We start from the raw sequence: 16,474 nt of genomic DNA on the forward strand, positions 1-16,474 counted from the left end.
CTAGTTTGTACTTATTTAAATATTGGGGGATGAAATATGAATGTTTTAGTAATTGGACGCGGTGGGCGTGAGCATGCTTTAGCTTGGAAGTTTGCACAATCTGAAAAAGTAGAAAAGGTATATGTAGCACCAGGTAATGAAGGTATGCGTGATGTTGCAACACCAATTGATATTGATGAAAATGATTTTGATGCATTAGTTTTATTTGCGAAAGAGAATCATATTGAGTTAACTTTCGTTGGACCAGAAATTCCACTTATGAATGGAATTGTTGATCGTTTTAAAGAAGAGGGACTTCGCGTATTTGGTCCGAATCAAGCGGCTGCTGTTATTGAAGGTAGTAAAGCTTTTACAAAAGAGCTTATGAAAAAATATAATATTCCAACTGCAGCGTACGAAACTTTTACAGACTATGAAGAAGCAGTAAAGTACATTGAAAAGGTTGGTGCACCAATTGTTATTAAGGCAGACGGTTTAGCGGCTGGTAAAGGTGTAACGGTAGCAATGACACTTGAAGAGGCATTACAAGCTGTGAAAGAAATGCTGCAAGATGTAAAGTTCGGGGAAGCGAGTAAGAAAGTTGTTATTGAAGAGTTTTTAGATGGACAAGAATTTTCATTAATGGCATTTGTGAATGGAACAACTGTACATCCGATGGTAATTGCACAAGATCATAAACGAGCTTTTGATGGTGATAAAGGTCCAAATACTGGCGGAATGGGTGCATATTCTCCAGTACCACAAATTTCGGAGTCAGCAGTTCAAGAGGCGATTGAAACGGTGTTACATCCAACTGCTAAAGCGATGATCCAAGAAAATCGATCGTTTACAGGTATTTTATATGCGGGACTTATTTTAACAAATGATGGTCCAAAGGTAATTGAGTTTAATGCTCGCTTTGGTGATCCTGAAACGGAAGTTGTATTACCTCGTTTAGAAAATGATTTAGTGGACGTATGTAACGCTGTATTAGATGAAAGTGAGTTAACGTTACAATGGTCAGAGGAATCGGTAATTGGTGTTGTGCTTGCTTCGAAAGGATACCCGGAAGCATATAAAAAAGGTGAAATTATTAAAGGGCTAGATGCATTGCAAGATGTAATTGTTTTCCATGCGGGTACAGCAATGAAACATGGTGACTTTGTGACAAACGGTGGCCGTGTACTATTTGTTGCTTGTAAGGCGAATAGTTTACAAGAAGCAAAAGATAAAGTATATAAAGAAATCGGTAAAATTGAGAGTGATGGTCTATTTTACCGAAGTGATATAGGATATCGTGCAATTGGGCATGAGATGACGAGAAATTAATATGTGAAAAATCCCGCTGATTCCTCAGCGGGATTTTTTATGCATCTTTATCCTTTTTTAATTTCCCTTTTTGCTTTGCCATTTCTCGAAGTAAATATTCGATGTGTGCATTGACGCTACGAAACTCATCATTCGCCCATTTTTCGATGACTGCGTGTAATTCAGGATCAATACGTAATGGAAAGCTTTTCTTTTTAGCCATAAGGATTTACAACCTTTTAGTATAGGCTTCCTGTATTAATAACTGGTTGCGCACCTTTGTCTGAAACGATGGCAACTAATAAGTTGTTCACCATATTTGCTTTACGCTCGTCATCGAGTTCTAGTACGCCTTCTTCATCTAACATATGGATTGAATCTTTGGCCATCTTCACAGCACCTTCAACAATCTCTTTTCTAGCAGCTAATACTGCTTTTGCTTGTTGACGTTGTAGCATTGCATGGGCAATTTCTGTTGCGTAAGCTAAATGTGTTAAACGAGTTTCTAACACTTCTACGCCAGCAATTTCAAGGCGTGCTTCTAGCTCACGTTTTAATTCTTCAGAGATTTCTTCAGTGTTTCCACGTAACGTAATGCAAGTTTCATCTTGAAAATTGTCATAAGGATATTTCGTTGCAACGTGGCGGATTGCCGTTTCGCTTTGAATTTCTACAAATCGATCATAATGTTCGACGCCGAACATTGCTTTTGCAGAATCAACAACTTTATATACGATAACAGCTGCAATTTCAATTGGGTTGCCGTCGACATCATTTACTTTTAATTTTTTACTATTAAAGTTTTCAACACGTAACGATACAGTTTGACGGAACGCGAACGGAATCGTTAAAAATAAACCGTTTTGACGAATTGTTCCTAAATAATTACCGAAAAACGTAATGACTTTTGCTTGATTTGGCTGAACAATCCCGATACCTGTAGCAAGAACTGCAGCTAAAATAATAGTTAATGCTGCTCCTATGAAAATTTCTTGTACAAGGAAAAATACACCGATAGCGGCTAAAATTAAAATTCCAATAATCCCAAGAAAACCATTAACGTAAAATACTTGTTTTTCTTTCATATGATCGCCTCCTGATATAAAAATGATATCACTTTTATATCATTTTAATCAAGGGGTTTACACCTAATTTTCTGAATTTTATTGATTATGTATATTTAAATACTTAAAATAAGAATGTACGTTCTGTTTCGTGGTAAAATAAAGAAGACTTAACCGCCCACTGCAGCAGCTAAGTCCCTTTGAGAGCATCTTGCATCGTGACAAATGATTCAAAGCGGTTTTGCCAGGATTATATCTTCAATCGCTGACTCAATCTCTTTGTCAGAAGCGTCATAACTTCCATTTGACTGTGGTTTGTCGTGATTGGAAGTTTGATTCGCTTCTTCTTTAGTATGTCCCTTTTTAGCAAAATCCATGCTAGGCATTTTAAATGCCCCCATGTTCATGTATTTTCCGAATTTCCACATTTCAACAATAGGGCAGAAACGAACAATTCCCTCTGCAACTTTCATTGCACCAATCCATAGCAAAATGTTAGACCAAGTGCACCAAGGTTTGCGCACGAGTTTCGTTGCACTACAACCGAAGAGGACAAGTCCGAGTGTAATTCGAATTAGGGCATTTATTGTACCGATATTTTGCTTCATTAGAAAAACACTCCTTTTATGAAAGTTGAAATAGATAATACTATTTCTTTTATTAGTATCCCTTTTGATTTTTCGGATATGTAATCCAACATTTGACGTGGAAAAAGATGTTGGATTGTGCGTGTGTGTAAGTAGCTTTTTTTGTTATAATGAAAGAATGCATAAAAGGAAGTTCAAAATTAAATCCTCTCGTTTAAAAAATGTGGAAGAGGGGATTTCAAACTTAATTCTCCGCTTTAAACAAATATTTAAGGTGAACTAAAAAAATCCTAATGAAAATAAACTGTTATTTTAAACAGAAATATATACAACTTGAGAAAAGAAAGGGTGTTTTCATGTACGATATTTCCGGATGGAAACATGTATTTAAACTTGATCCGAATAAGGAATTAAGTGACGAACATTTAGAAATGATTTGTGAGTCTGGAACAGATGCTGTTATTGTAGGCGGAAGTGATGGGGTGACAATTGATAATGTACTACACATGCTAGTTAGCATTCGTAGATATGCAGTTCCTTGTGTGTTAGAGGTTTCTGATGTGGAAGCAATTACACCAGGATTCGATTTTTATTATATCCCAAGCGTTTTAAATAGCCGAAAGGTGGAATGGGTAACAGGCGTTCATCATGAGGCTTTGAAAGAATTTGGGGATATTATGGATTGGGACGAAATTTTTATGGAAGGATATTGTGTTTTAAATCCTGAAGCGAAAGTAGCCCAGCTTACAGATGCAAAGTGTGATGTAACAGAAGATGATGTAATTGCATACGCGCGTTTAGCAGACAAGCTATTACGTTTACCGATATTTTATTTAGAATATAGCGGTACGTATGGAGATGTTGAACTTGTTAAAAATGTGAAAGCAGAATTGAAACAAGCTAAGTTATATTATGGCGGTGGTATTTCTAATGCTGAACAAGCGAAGGAAATGGCGCAGTATGCTGATACAGTAGTTGTTGGAAATATTATTTATGATGATATAAAAGCAGCGTTAAAAACGGTTAAAGCAGTAAAAGGAGAGTAGGTGCAGGCATATATGAGTATGACAGATAGATTATTAAATGGTTTAAATCCGCAGCAACAAAAAGCAGTACAAACAACGAACGGACCACTTCTATTAATGGCAGGCGCAGGCAGTGGTAAAACACGTGTGTTAACACATCGTATTGCGTATTTACTTGGTGAAAAAGGAGTAGCACCATGGAATGTACTAGCTATTACCTTTACAAATAAAGCGGCTCGTGAAATGCGCGAGCGTATTGATACACTTGTCGGACCAGAAGCAGAAGATATTTGGATTTCTACGTTCCACTCTATGTGTGTACGTATTTTACGACGTGATATCGATCGTATTGGTATTAATCGTAACTTTACAATTTTAGATTCAGGTGATCAGTTAACTGTAGTCAAAAAAATTATGAAAGAGCGCAATATTGATCCGAAGAAATTTGAACCGCGCTCTATTTTAGCTGGTATTAGTAATGCGAAAAATGAATTGTTATCTGCGGATAAATATGCAAAGAAAATTACAATTGCTGATCCATATGAAAAATTAACGAGCGATGTATATACAGAATATCAAAAACGTCTTTTGAAAAATAACTCATTAGACTTTGATGATTTAATTATGACGACGATTCAACTATTTGAACGTGTTCCAGAAGTACTAGAGTTTTATCAGCGTAAATTCCAGTATATTCACGTGGATGAGTATCAAGATACGAACAAAGCGCAGTACCTTCTTGTTAAACATTTGGCAGCACGTTTTAAAAATTTATGTGTTGTAGGTGACTCAGATCAGTCAATTTATCGCTGGCGTGGTGCGGACATTTCTAACATTTTGTCATTTGAAAAAGATTATGAGAATGCGCAAGTTATTCTGTTAGAACAAAATTATCGTTCATCACAAAATATTTTAAATGCAGCGAATGCTGTCATTGAAAGAAATACGAATCGTAAACCGAAGAAATTATGGACAGATAATGAAGTTGGAAGCAAAATCTCTTACTATCGTGCTGCAACGGAAAAGGACGAGGCGTACTTTGTTGCGAAAAAAATTCGTGACGATATTCAAATGGGAAAACGAAAATATACTGATTTTGCGGTGTTATATCGTACAAATGCGCAGTCTCGTATGGTCGAGGAGATTTTCCTGAAATCTAATATTCCTTACAAAATTGTCGGCGGTACGAAGTTCTACGACCGTAAAGAGATTAAAGACATTTTGGCGTATTTACGCTTAATTGGGAATCCAGATGATGAGATTAGTTTCGCACGTATTATTAACGTGCCAAAGCGCGGAATTGGTGCGACTTCTATCGATAAAATTATTAATTACGGTGTACAAAATGGAATTTCATTAACAGCTGTATTCGATGAGATTGAGCACGTTGGAGTAAGTGCAAAGGTTACAAAGGCAGTAAAAGAATTCGCAGGTTTATTACACAACTGGGTAAATATGCAAGAGTATTTATCTGTTACAGAATTGGTAGAAGAAGTTATTGAGAAAACAGGCTATCGCGACATGTTGAAAAACGAGCGTACGTTAGAAGCGGAAGGTCGTCTAGAGAACTTAGATGAGTTTTTATCTGTTACGCAAACATTTGAATCTCAAAGCGAAGATAAGAGCCTTGTTGCATTCTTAACAGACTTAGCACTTGTTGCAGATATTGATCGTGTAGATGAAGACCCAACTGCTGGTGAGGAAGTTATTTTAATGACGATGCACTCAGCGAAAGGATTAGAATTCCCAGTTGTCTTTATTGTTGGTTTAGAGGAAGGAATATTCCCGCATACTCGTTCTCTAATGGAAGAAGATGAAATGCAAGAAGAGCGTCGTCTTGCTTATGTAGGTATTACTCGTGCAGAAGAAGAGTTGTATTTATCAAATGCACAAATGCGTACTTTATTTGGTAGAACAAGTATGAATGCCGCATCCCGATTCATTACAGAAATCCCGACAGAACTAGTAGAATCATTAAATGAAACAGCGCCGAAGCGTGAAACTTCGTTTGGTGCAAAAGGAAGAACGGCAAGTAGCAGTAAAACGACAACTACAACTACAACTACAACTACAACACGTTCTCGCTCAGCTTTCGCGCGTCCTGCAGCTAAGACGACAGGCGGCGAACAAATCGGCTGGGCAGTAGGCGATAAAGCTTCCCACCAAAAATGGGGAATCGGTACAGTTGTAAGTGTAAAAGGTGAAGGTGATGCAAAAGAATTAGATATTGCGTTCCCAAGCCCAATTGGTGTTAAACGCTTGTTAGCAAAATTTGCACCTGTGACGAAACAATAGGAAAGGAATGAGGATATGTCAAAAGAGATAGTAAAAAAACGTATAGAAGAACTACGTGATTTGTTAAATACATTTAACTATCAATATCACGTGTTAGACAATCCTTCTGTTTCTGATGCGGAGTATGACCGTAATATGCAGGAGCTTATAAAATTAGAAGCAGAGAACCCAGAGTTTATGAGTGAAGATTCTCCCTCCGTTCGCGTTGGGGGAACGGTTCTTGATATATTTGAAAAAGTAACACACAAGTCACCGATGTTAAGTTTGGGAAATGCATTTAACGAAGGAGATTTACGTGATTTTGACCGACGAGTACGTCAAGGAATTGATGATGCGAATGTAAGATATATATGCGAATTAAAAATTGACGGACTTGCTGTTTCACTTCATTATGAAAAAGGACGCTTCATTCAAGGGGCAACACGTGGTGATGGTGTAACAGGTGAAGATATTACCCAAAATTTAAAAACGATTAAAGCAATCCCGCTTCGTTTAAATGAAGAAGTAACGTTAGAGGCACGAGGCGAAGCTTATATGCCGAAGCGTTCATTCGTTAAGTTAAATGAAGAAAAAGAGCAAAATGGTGAAGATGTATTTGCGAATCCGCGTAATGCGGCAGCAGGTTCAATCCGCCAACTTGATCCGAAAATTGCAGCGAAGCGTAACTTATCTATGTTTGTATACGGTCTTGCGAATGTAGAAGAAAAAACAATCCTATCACATAGTGAATCGCTTGATTTCTTAGGTGAACTTGGATTCAAAACAAATCCAAATCGACGCACATGTGAAACAATTGAAGAAGTTATAGCTTATGTAGAAGAATGGCAAGAAAAACGTCCGCATCTTGATTATGAGATTGACGGGATCGTTATAAAAGTAGATGATGTTACTCTTCAAGAAAGTCTAGGCACTACAGCAAAGAGTCCAAGATGGGCAATTGCTTATAAATTCCCAGCTGAAGAAGTTGTAACAAGATTAACAGGCATTGAATTAAGTGTTGGTCGTACAGGGGTTGTAACACCGACTGCAGAGCTAGAGCCAGTGCGAGTGGCTGGTACGATCGTTCGTCGTGCTTCTTTACATAACGAAGATTTAATTCGTGAAAAAGATATTCGAATTGGTGACTACGTTGTTGTGAAGAAGGCTGGAGATATTATTCCTGAAGTTGTGAATGTTATTTTCGATAAGCGTACTGGTGAGGAAGAAGAATATCATATGCCAACGCATTGCCCAGCATGTGAGAGTGAACTAGTTCGTTTAGAAGAAGAGGTAGCACTTCGTTGTATAAATCCAACTTGTCCTGCTCAAATTCGAGAAGGGTTAATCCATTTCGTTTCAAGAAACGCAATGAATATTGATGGACTTGGAGAACGTGTCATTACACAACTCTTTGAGGCAGATTATATTCGTACATTTGCTGATTTATATTCGTTGACGAAAGAGCAATTATTACAGCTAGAACGATTTGGAGAAAAATCAGCAACGAATTTAGTACAAGCAATTGAGAATTCTAAAGAAAACTCATTAGAGCGATTATTATTCGGTCTTGGTATTCGCCATGTTGGAGCGAAAGCGGCACGTACATTTGCAGAGCATTTCGAAACGATGGATGCGCTTGTGAAGGCAACGGAAGAAGAACTAAAAGCAATTAATGAAATTGGTGAAAAAATGGCTCAATCCGTAGTAACGTATTTCGATAATGAAGACGTATTAGAGTTATTACAACAATTTAAAGAATACGGCGTGAACATGACATATAAAGGCATGAAAATTGCTGATTTACAAAACGTTGAGTCGTACTTCGCAGGAAAAACTGTCGTTTTAACAGGGAAATTAGAAGTGATGGGACGTAGTGAAGCGAAGAAGAAGATTGAGGCATTAGGTGGAAAAGTAACAGGAAGTGTTAGTAAAAGTACAGATTTAGTTGTTGCAGGTGAAGCGGCAGGTTCGAAATTAGCACAAGCGGAGAAACATAATGTTGAGGTTTGGAATGAAGAGAGGTTCTTACAAGAGCTAAATAAGTAAGAGGTGCAAACTTACCATGAAAAAAATAGCATTAGCGGTATTAAGCCTTGGCCTACTTGTAAGTGGGTGTAGTGCAGGTGCCGATAAAGATGAAAAAGTGGTTGAGAAATCGGGGAAAGCAAAAGAGCAAGCAATCGTCCCGAATTACTCTATTTCGGATGAATATTATAAGACGACTATTCCATTTGAGGGAGGAAACGCACGTGGCTTAGTTGTGCAAGGAGTAAGTAATCGTCTTGATATAGATGAATTTGAAACAGGATTAATGCGTATTGCGAAAGAATCATTTAGTACGAAAGAACATTTCTTTAAAGGTGGAGATGTTCTAGATGCTCAAACTATACAAATGCTTGTTAAAAGAAAGCGTACAGTTGCTGAACAAAAAGAACTAGAGGACAAATTAAAAAAGGATGCAGTTAAGTTTCCAAACATTGGTTTAAACCCAGCGTTAGGTGAAGGATCTGGATCATTAGAGGAAAAAAATAAAAAAAATCCAATATATATTTCGAATATTTTAGAGCATGATTATTATGTGAAAAAAGACGAGAAAGATGAGAAAGGTGAGCTCCAAGGCATTGTAGTTGGCTTAGCGATGAATTCGGTTCATTATTATGAGGAAGAGCATGGTTATCCGCGTGAGGCTAAAATTGAGCAAGAAAAAATGTTAGCTGAAGGGAAAAAAATGGCGCAAGAAATCTTGAAAGTTATGCACGAAAAAAAGTCTGAAGCAAAAAATGTTCCGATAACATTTGCGATTTATCGTCAGGCTCCAAAGTCTTCGCTCGTACCAGGTAACTTTGTTTCTTATGCGAATGTTGAAAAAGGCAGTGAAACGGTTGAGGATTGGAAACAAATTAATGAGAAATACTATTTGTTCCCATCTGAACAAGCGAAAACAGATAATAAACGTGAAGATCTGGCGAGAGTATCAAACTTCAAGGCAAAATTAAGCGATTATTTCCAAGGCGACTATACAGCTGTTATCGGTACTGGTATGTATAGAGACGATGAATTAAGAGAAATAAAGCTCGATATTCCTGTCCAGTTTAATGGGAAAGCAGAAATAATTGGCTTTACACAATATGTAGCCGGGCTTGTTATGGAATACTTCCCGAATTATATGAAAGTACAAGTAACGATTAAATCTGTAGAACGTCCAGAAGCGATTATTATACGTGAGGCGAAGCAAGATGAGCCGTATGTGAAAATTTTAGATTAAATAGAAGGGCCGTTCCTTTATGGAACGGCTTTTTTTCTTGGGTAATTTTGTTATAATTTAAAATGTTATAAATAATGGGGTAAGGGGTAAAGCGCATGGACGAATTAAGTTTTCAAGTCATTATTTTATTAATTGCATTCGGTTTTTTAGCAGCTTTTATTGATTCAGTTGTTGGCGGTGGAGGGTTAATTTCGCTTCCGGCACTTATGTTTGTTGGTTTACCGCCAGCTTCGGCAATTGCAACGAATAAATTAGCTGCAACGATGGGGACGTTTACGAGTGCGATTTACTTTATTCGATCGGGAAAGGTCGATTTTAAAATTGTAGGAAAGTTAATCCCGTTAACTGTTATAGGAGCAGTAGCAGGTGCTTTAGTAGTAAAGTTTATTCCTCCAGATATTTTACGTCCGTTAGTGCTTGTAATGTTGGTATTTATTGCTATTTATATTATTGCGAAAAAGGATTGGGGAAGTGTATCTACCTATAAGAAGATGACGAAAAGAAAAACATTAATATTTTTCTTTGTTATTTTAATGATAGGGTTTTACGATGGATTTTTTGGACCAGGGACAGGATCCTTTTTAATTTTTGCATTTTTATTAATTGGTTTGGATTTTATTCAAGCGGCAGCATCTGGAAAACTTTTGAATTTTGTTAGTAATATCGTATCGTTAATCACTTTTTTATTTTTAGACGTAATTCATTTTGAATACGGTATTATTATGGGATTATCGATGATTTTGGGCGCTTATTTTGGATCGAAATTTGCAGTTCAAAAAGGTGTTGGATATGTAAGAACTTTATTCTTGTTAGTAACTATTTTATTGATTAGCAAAAACGTTTTGGAATATACTCATATTTTGTAGAGTTATACATTTGTATAACTCTGTTTTTTTATTATATTTTAAAAATTAATTAATTTTTAAAATATAAGTCTAGGAATATTTGAATAAATCTAAATTATCGTGTAGAATAATGTTGTAAAATGTAAACGTTTTTCTAAGGGGAGGCTAAAAATAATGGTAGTAGCATACAAACATGAGCCATTTACAGATTTTTCAGTGGAGGCTAACAAATTAGCGTTTGAAGAAGGTTTAAAGAAAGTAGAATCTTATCTTGGGCAAGACTATCCATTAATTATTGGGGGAGAAAAAATCACTACAGAAGACAAAATTGTTTCTGTAAACCCTGCAAATAAAGAGGAACTTGTTGGTCGTGTTTCAAAAGCAAGCCGTGAGTTAGCTGAAAAAGCAATGCAAGTAGCGGATGAAACATTCCAAACTTGGAGAAAATCAAAGCCAGAAATGCGTGCAGACATTTTATTCCGTGCTGCAGCGATCGTTCGTCGTAGAAAACATGAATTCTCTGCTATTCTTGTAAAAGAAGCAGGTAAACCATGGAATGAGGCAGATGCTGATACAGCAGAAGCAATCGACTTTATGGAATATTATGGTCGTCAAATGTTGAAATTAAAAGACGGAATTCCAGTAGAAAGCCGTCCAATTGAATATAATCGTTTCTCTTACATTCCATTAGGAGTAGGTGTTATCATTTCTCCTTGGAATTTCCCATTCGCAATTATGGCAGGTATGACAACAGCTGCTTTAGTTTCTGGTAACACAGTATTACTAAAACCAGCTAGTACAACTCCTGTAGTAGCAGCGAAATTCATGGAAGTATTAGAAGAAGCTGGCTTACCAGCTGGCGTAGTAAACTTCGTACCAGGTAATGGTTCTGAAGTTGGTGACTACTTAGTAGATCACCCTCGTACACGTTTCATTAGCTTCACTGGATCTCGTGATGTAGGTATCCGTATTTATGAGCGCGCAGCGAAAGTAAACCCAGGCCAAATTTGGTTAAAACGCGTTATCGCTGAAATGGGCGGTAAAGATACAATCGTTGTTGATAAAGAAGCAGATCTTGAATTAGCAGCTAAATCTATCGTTGCATCAGCATTCGGATTCTCAGGACAAAAATGTTCTGCATGTTCTCGCGCAGTAATCCATGAAGATGTATACGATCACGTATTAAATCGTGCTGTTGAATTAACGAAAGAATTAACAGTTGCTAACCCAGCTGTATTAGGTACAAACATGGGTCCTGTTAATGACCAAGCTGCATTCGATAAAGTAATGAGCTATGTTGCAATTGGTAAAGAAGAAGGTAGAATTTTAGCAGGTGGCGAAGGAGACGATTCTAAAGGCTGGTTCATCCAACCAACAATCGTTGCTGACGTTGCAGAAGATGCTCGCCTAATGAAAGAAGAAATCTTCGGACCAGTAGTAGCATTCTGTAAAGCAAAAGACTTTGACCATGCACTTGCAATTGCAAACAATACAGAATACGGTTTAACAGGAGCAGTTATCTCTAACAACCGTGACCATATTGAAAAAGCACGTGAAGACTTCCACGTAGGTAACTTATACTTCAACCGTGGATGTACTGGTGCAATCGTAGGATACCAACCATTCGGTGGCTTTAACATGTCTGGTACAGACTCTAAAGCTGGTGGCCCTGACTACTTAGCACTTCACATGCAAGCAAAAACTACTTCTGAAACTTTATAAGAAATAGTAGAAGAGATCTTCGCAGTCTGCGAAGATCTCTTTTTTTTGAAAAACTTTCTATATGTGGATTAAGATACATATAAGTAGAAAAACTAATATAAGGTTTACTTCAGTAAAATAAGGTATATTATATTGGTTGAATAAATTCTCTTTCAAGATAAGAAAAGTAGGTGAACAAAGTGGGAAAATATCAATTGGATTACAAAGGTCAGGTAGCTGTCGCGAAGTTTCATGAAAAACAGACGCCTGTCAAATTTGATAAAAAGCAGCAAATTGAAAAATTGCGTGCGGAGTATTTGAAAAAGAAACAAAAACAAACAGATAAATAATAGGAGAAATTAGTTAATTTGCATTAAAAAACACTTACCATATATTACTATTTGGTAAGTGGAACTAGCTAAAACCTATTCATATCGGGATAAACATGTAAATAGAAATAAAACAATGAGAAAAGTTGACTTATTAGTCACATTTTTTTGTATTCATTTTAAGGATTTCCTGTATAATACAATTTGAAAGAAAATCTATGGTTTGACAAGAAACACTCTTTTCGGTTTTGCTCACTGAAGAGAGTGTTTTTTTGTAGCTAAAAACTCCTCTGTACTCATTACATTTGCATATACGCCATTTAAACTAGCTAAAATTGTATTATGAATATAAACAGCTGGTATCGTAGCATTCTTAAAAGAAAGATCTTTTGTCGCACAAGCATCATGTATAACAGTACATTGCAAGCCGAAATCAAAGGCAGCCCTTACGGTAGCATCAATACACATATGAGTCATCATCCCGCATATGACGAGGTGCTCAATATTTAAACGTTGTAATTGCTCTAGAAGATCGGTTTCGCGAAAACTATTTGGATAATGTTTGAGTATAACGGTTTCTTCTTTAAGTGGGCGTACGCTTTCATGAATATGTACACCTTCTGTATTGGGTAGGAAAAAAGTAGCGTCCTCTTTTATTGCTACATGTTGGATATGAAAAATAGGTTCGTTTTTCTTTCTAAAGAGCTGTAGTAGCCGACGGGCATATGCGCTTGCTTCGACTGGATTACGTAATTCCATTTTGCCGTGTGGAAAATAATCATTTTGAATATCAATGAGTAAAAGAGCTGTTTTCATATATTTATCTTCCTCCGATTTCATATTCAAATAATGGTATTCAATTAGTAGAGAAGATTATCCTTTTAAAAAATATGCAAGAGGAGAATTTTACATAACTTTAAAGATTACTATTTTTTCTTGAATTTTTCATCTGAAAATTTTAATAAAGAAATAATTAATATTTTTCTAAAAAATGTATTGACTCTTATTATTCTGAGTTCTATAATGAGAATTAATTAAACGACAATTAAATCGATACATTCTTATCCAGAGAGGTGGAGGGACTGGCCCTACGATACCTCAGCAACGGGTTTTTTTAATACCGTGCTAACTCCAGCAAGTCTATGAAAGGCTTGGAAGATGAGAAGATGTGAACGAGTACATATAAGTGCTCTCCTTCTTATCTTTATGGTTGATAAGAAGGAGAGCACTTTTTATTTTACCTCGAGAGCTCTGCTTCAAGTTTTCACAGCATATAGGAGGGGAAAAAATGATTTCTTTTAACAATGTAAGTAAAGTATATGAAACAGGTGGGCAATCTGTTCATGCGGTGGAGGATGTAACGTTATCAGTTGAGAAAGGCGAAATTTTTGGCATTATTGGTTTTAGTGGCGCTGGAAAGAGTACGTTATTACGCCTAGTAAACATGTTAGAGAGACCAACGGCAGGAACGATTTCAATAGATGATAAAGAGATTACATCATTATCGACGAAAGAATTACGGAAGCTAAGACAAAGAATCGGGATGATTTTTCAAAGCTTTAATTTATTTAATTCAAGAACAGTATTTGGGAATATTGCTTATCCATTAAAGTTAGCAAAAGTACCAAAGAATGAAATAAAAGAAAGAGTAAATGAATTGCTGAAGTTTGTAGGGTTAGAAGATAAAGCAAACAATTACCCAGAGCAGCTATCAGGCGGACAAAAGCAGCGTGTAGGTATTGCTAGAGCACTTGCAACATCACCAGATATTCTTATATGTGATGAGGCAACATCAGCTTTAGATCCAGAAACAACGACAGAAATTCTAAACTTATTAAAGAAAGTAAATCGAGAATATAATTTAACAATTCTTCTTATTACACATGAAATGCATGTCGTGAAAGAAATTTGTCACCGTGTAGCTGTAATGGAAAAAGGAAAAGTTATTGAAGAAGGAAAACTGTTTGATGTTTTCACACAACCAAAAACAACGACGACTCAAAACTTTGTACGTTCTGTTATTAATGATCATTTACCGGAAAGTGTTTTAGCGAAAATTCAAAATGGTGGTCAGATTTATCGCCTAACATTTACTGGTGAGGAAACAGGACAGCCGGTACTATCATATATCGCAAAAAACTATAACGTGGATGTAAATGTACTGTACGGAAATATTATTGAACTTCAAAATGTGCTATTTGGAAATCTTCTTGTAGAATTGCAAGGTGAACAGAGGGAAATTCAAAAAGCATTACAACATCTAAGACTGCAAGTGCAGCTGAAGGAGGTAGAAGCTCATGCGAGTTGATTGGAGTATATTTTGGCCGCGCATACTAGATGCGACGGGAGATACCCTCTTAATGGTAATTGTAACCCTTATATTCGCTACAATTCTTGGTATACCTCTAGGTTTACTTTTATATGTAACGAGAAAAGGAAACTTTTTAGAAAATAAATGGGTCTTTTCTATTCTTAATATCATCATTAATACAATTCGTCCGATTCCGTTCATTATCTTCTTAGTAGCTTTAAGCCCGTTAACAAGAAGTGTTATCGGAACGACAATTGGAACAGCAGCAGCAATTTTTCCAATGACGTTAGTTGCATCAATTGGTATCGCTAGAATGGTTGAAACAAATCTTGTTTCTGTTCCGAAAGGGGTAATTGAAGCAGCGCAAGCGATGGGTGCTTCACCAATTAGAATTGTTTTTGAAATCCTTGTACCAGAAGCGTTAGCACCATTAATTTTAGGTGTTACATTTATGACAGTTGGTTTAATTGAATTTTCTGCAGTTGCTGGGCTTGTCGGTGGTGGCGGTCTTGGTGATTTAGCAATGACATATGGTTATCAACGTTTTGATACATCAGTTATGTTCGTAACGGTCGTTTTACTTATCATTCTCGTACAATTAGCTCAAAACTTAGGAAACTATTTTGCGAAAGTCTTTTTACGCAGATCATAAAAAGGAAGAGGGGAAAAGAAAATGAAGAAAATTTTAGCATTTGCATTATCAGCAATTGTAGGGGTTTCAGCATTAAGCGGCTGCTCAAGTGGAGACACAGGGGCAGGGGCGAAAGAAAAAGTAGTTCGCGTCGGTGTAACTGGAACGGATGGAGACGCTTGGGAAATTTTGAAGAGGAAAGCTGAAAAAGAAGGAATTAAAATTAAACTGGTTGAGTTCTCTGATTACACAACGCCAAATAAAGCGTTAGCTGATGGAGATATTGAATTAAACTCATTCCAGCACATTGCATTCTTAGAACAATTTAAAAAAGAGCATAAGCTAGATATTACAGCTGTTGGTACAACGCAAATTGCGCCAATGGGTTTATACTCTGAAAAATATAAGAAAGCAAATGAAATCCCAGATGGTTCAGAAATTGCAATTCCAAACGATCCAACGAACCAAGCACGTGCATTAAAACTTCTTGATGCAGCTGGATTATTAAAGCTTAAAAAAGACTTTGGTCTATTTGGAGATCCAAGTGGTATTGCTGAAAATCCGAAGAAATTAAAAATTACACCGGTTATCGCACAGCAAACACCTCGTGTGTTAAAAGATGTTGCAGCATCAGTTATTAATAACGGTGTTGCTGGTCAAGCTGGATTAGATCCAGCGAAGGATCCAATTTTCTTAGAAGATCCAAAGAATGAAAATGCGAAGCCATATATTAATATTTTCGCAGCTCGTACGAAAGATAAAGATGATCCAACACTGAAAAAAGTAATTGAATTATATCATTCAAAAGAAGTAACAGATGCAATTAAGAAAGAAACAAATGATGGTTCAATTTCAGTAGATCTTTCACTTGATGAGCTTGAAAAAATCGTAAAATAATGATTGGGTTTAATGGACTAACAGAAGGAACCCCTCCGCTGTTAGTTCGTTCAACATATAATCTACTTAACAAACAAAACAAACCCTAATTCTGTACCTTCCAATTCTGTATAACATAGAATCCAATGTTTGTTAAGTAGAGTAATGGAGGTTGTCCCAAAAGGTCGTTAAAAACGAACTTTTGGAGACAACTTCTTTTATTTTTCCTGTATATGGATAAAAACCCCAATCATAAGTAGAAAAACAATGGGTTTTCTA

The 16,474-nt window shown here is 36.5% G+C and carries 15 protein-coding genes and 1 riboswitch; of the genes, 11 read left to right on the top strand and 4 right to left on the bottom strand.

What is annotated here, in order from left to right:
• The first annotated feature begins 36 nt into the window (after positions 1 to 36).
• On the top strand, positions 37 to 1,308 hold the full coding sequence (gene purD, locus MR070_RS25885; RefSeq protein ID WP_001101940.1) for a phosphoribosylamine--glycine ligase: 1,272 nt from the start codon (positions 37 to 39) through the stop codon (positions 1,306 to 1,308).
• Positions 1,309 to 1,345: 37 nt separating this feature from the next.
• Here purD and MR070_RS25890 read toward each other — a convergent pair whose 3' ends face one another.
• The 3 genes from MR070_RS25890 to MR070_RS25900 all read right to left on the bottom strand — a co-directional run bounded on the left by MR070_RS25890 (position 1,346) and on the right by MR070_RS25900 (position 2,959).
• Positions 1,346 to 1,510 carry a type II toxin-antitoxin system antitoxin gene (locus MR070_RS25890; RefSeq protein ID WP_001085171.1) on the bottom strand — a complete coding sequence of 55 codons (165 nt, stop codon included), beginning with the start codon at positions 1,508 to 1,510 and terminating at the stop codon, positions 1,346 to 1,348.
• A 16-nt stretch (positions 1,511 to 1,526) separates the two neighbouring features.
• The gene (locus tag MR070_RS25895; RefSeq protein ID WP_000660683.1) at positions 1,527 to 2,372 is read right to left on the bottom strand and encodes an SPFH domain-containing protein; all 846 of its coding nucleotides are present in this window, start codon (positions 2,370 to 2,372) and stop codon (positions 1,527 to 1,529) included.
• A 209-nt stretch (positions 2,373 to 2,581) separates the two neighbouring features.
• Entirely contained in the window at positions 2,582 to 2,959 is a 378-nt protein-coding gene (locus MR070_RS25900; RefSeq protein WP_000812349.1) for a YgaP family membrane protein, read from the bottom strand.
• 335 nt (positions 2,960 to 3,294) lie between these two features.
• Here MR070_RS25900 and pcrB point away from each other — a divergent pair, with 335 nt between their 5' ends.
• From pcrB to MR070_RS25935, 7 genes are all read left to right on the top strand, one after another.
• The gene (pcrB, locus tag MR070_RS25905; protein ID WP_000272090.1) at positions 3,295 to 3,984 is read left to right on the top strand and encodes a heptaprenylglyceryl phosphate synthase; all 690 of its coding nucleotides are present in this window, start codon (positions 3,295 to 3,297) and stop codon (positions 3,982 to 3,984) included.
• A 12-nt stretch (positions 3,985 to 3,996) separates the two neighbouring features.
• Positions 3,997 to 6,258, top strand: coding sequence for a DNA helicase PcrA (pcrA, locus tag MR070_RS25910; RefSeq protein ID WP_242262243.1), 2,262 nt, complete (start codon positions 3,997 to 3,999; stop codon positions 6,256 to 6,258).
• 15 nt (positions 6,259 to 6,273) lie between these two features.
• Positions 6,274 to 8,283: an NAD-dependent DNA ligase LigA gene (gene ligA, locus MR070_RS25915; protein ID WP_242262245.1), complete on the top strand. Its 2,010-nt coding sequence runs from the start codon at positions 6,274 to 6,276 to the stop codon at positions 8,281 to 8,283.
• 16 nt (positions 8,284 to 8,299) lie between these two features.
• Entirely contained in the window at positions 8,300 to 9,502 is a 1,203-nt protein-coding gene (locus MR070_RS25920; RefSeq protein WP_000717042.1) for a CamS family sex pheromone protein, read from the top strand.
• A gap of 95 nt (positions 9,503 to 9,597) precedes the next feature.
• Positions 9,598 to 10,368, top strand: coding sequence for a TSUP family transporter (locus tag MR070_RS25925; RefSeq protein WP_000343968.1), 771 nt, complete (start codon positions 9,598 to 9,600; stop codon positions 10,366 to 10,368).
• Positions 10,369 to 10,521: 153 nt separating this feature from the next.
• Positions 10,522 to 12,069: an L-glutamate gamma-semialdehyde dehydrogenase gene (pruA, locus tag MR070_RS25930; protein ID WP_000259550.1), complete on the top strand. Its 1,548-nt coding sequence runs from the start codon at positions 10,522 to 10,524 to the stop codon at positions 12,067 to 12,069.
• 179 nt (positions 12,070 to 12,248) lie between these two features.
• The gene (locus MR070_RS25935; protein WP_000521648.1) at positions 12,249 to 12,398 is read left to right on the top strand and encodes a hypothetical protein; all 150 of its coding nucleotides are present in this window, start codon (positions 12,249 to 12,251) and stop codon (positions 12,396 to 12,398) included.
• A 231-nt stretch (positions 12,399 to 12,629) separates the two neighbouring features.
• Here MR070_RS25935 and MR070_RS25940 read toward each other — a convergent pair whose 3' ends face one another.
• A complete protein-coding gene (locus tag MR070_RS25940) occupies positions 12,630 to 13,193 on the bottom strand; it encodes a cysteine hydrolase family protein (protein WP_000844889.1) in 564 nt (187 codons plus the stop codon).
• A gap of 242 nt (positions 13,194 to 13,435) precedes the next feature.
• A riboswitch (SAM riboswitch) is annotated at positions 13,436 to 13,542 on the top strand.
• Positions 13,543 to 13,665: 123 nt separating this feature from the next.
• Between MR070_RS25940 and MR070_RS25945 the strand changes: the two genes are divergently transcribed.
• Genes MR070_RS25945 through MR070_RS25955 form a run of 3 tightly spaced genes read left to right on the top strand, consistent with a single transcriptional unit; the run spans position 13,666 to position 16,216 of the window.
• On the top strand, positions 13,666 to 14,685 hold the full coding sequence (locus tag MR070_RS25945; RefSeq protein ID WP_044790894.1) for a methionine ABC transporter ATP-binding protein: 1,020 nt from the start codon (positions 13,666 to 13,668) through the stop codon (positions 14,683 to 14,685).
• The gene (locus MR070_RS25950) at positions 14,675 to 15,340 is read left to right on the top strand and encodes a methionine ABC transporter permease (protein ID WP_001261859.1); all 666 of its coding nucleotides are present in this window, start codon (positions 14,675 to 14,677) and stop codon (positions 15,338 to 15,340) included. Before MR070_RS25945 ends, MR070_RS25950 begins: the two co-directional genes overlap by 11 nt.
• Positions 15,341 to 15,361: 21 nt before the next feature.
• Positions 15,362 to 16,216 carry a MetQ/NlpA family ABC transporter substrate-binding protein gene (locus MR070_RS25955; protein WP_000721604.1) on the top strand — a complete coding sequence of 285 codons (855 nt, stop codon included), beginning with the start codon at positions 15,362 to 15,364 and terminating at the stop codon, positions 16,214 to 16,216.
• The last annotated feature ends 258 nt before the right edge of the window (positions 16,217 to 16,474 follow it).

It is taken from the genome of Bacillus cereus group sp. BfR-BA-01453 (genome assembly GCF_022662915.1).
Lineage (GTDB): Bacteria > Bacillota > Bacilli > Bacillales > Bacillaceae_G > Bacillus_A > Bacillus_A paranthracis.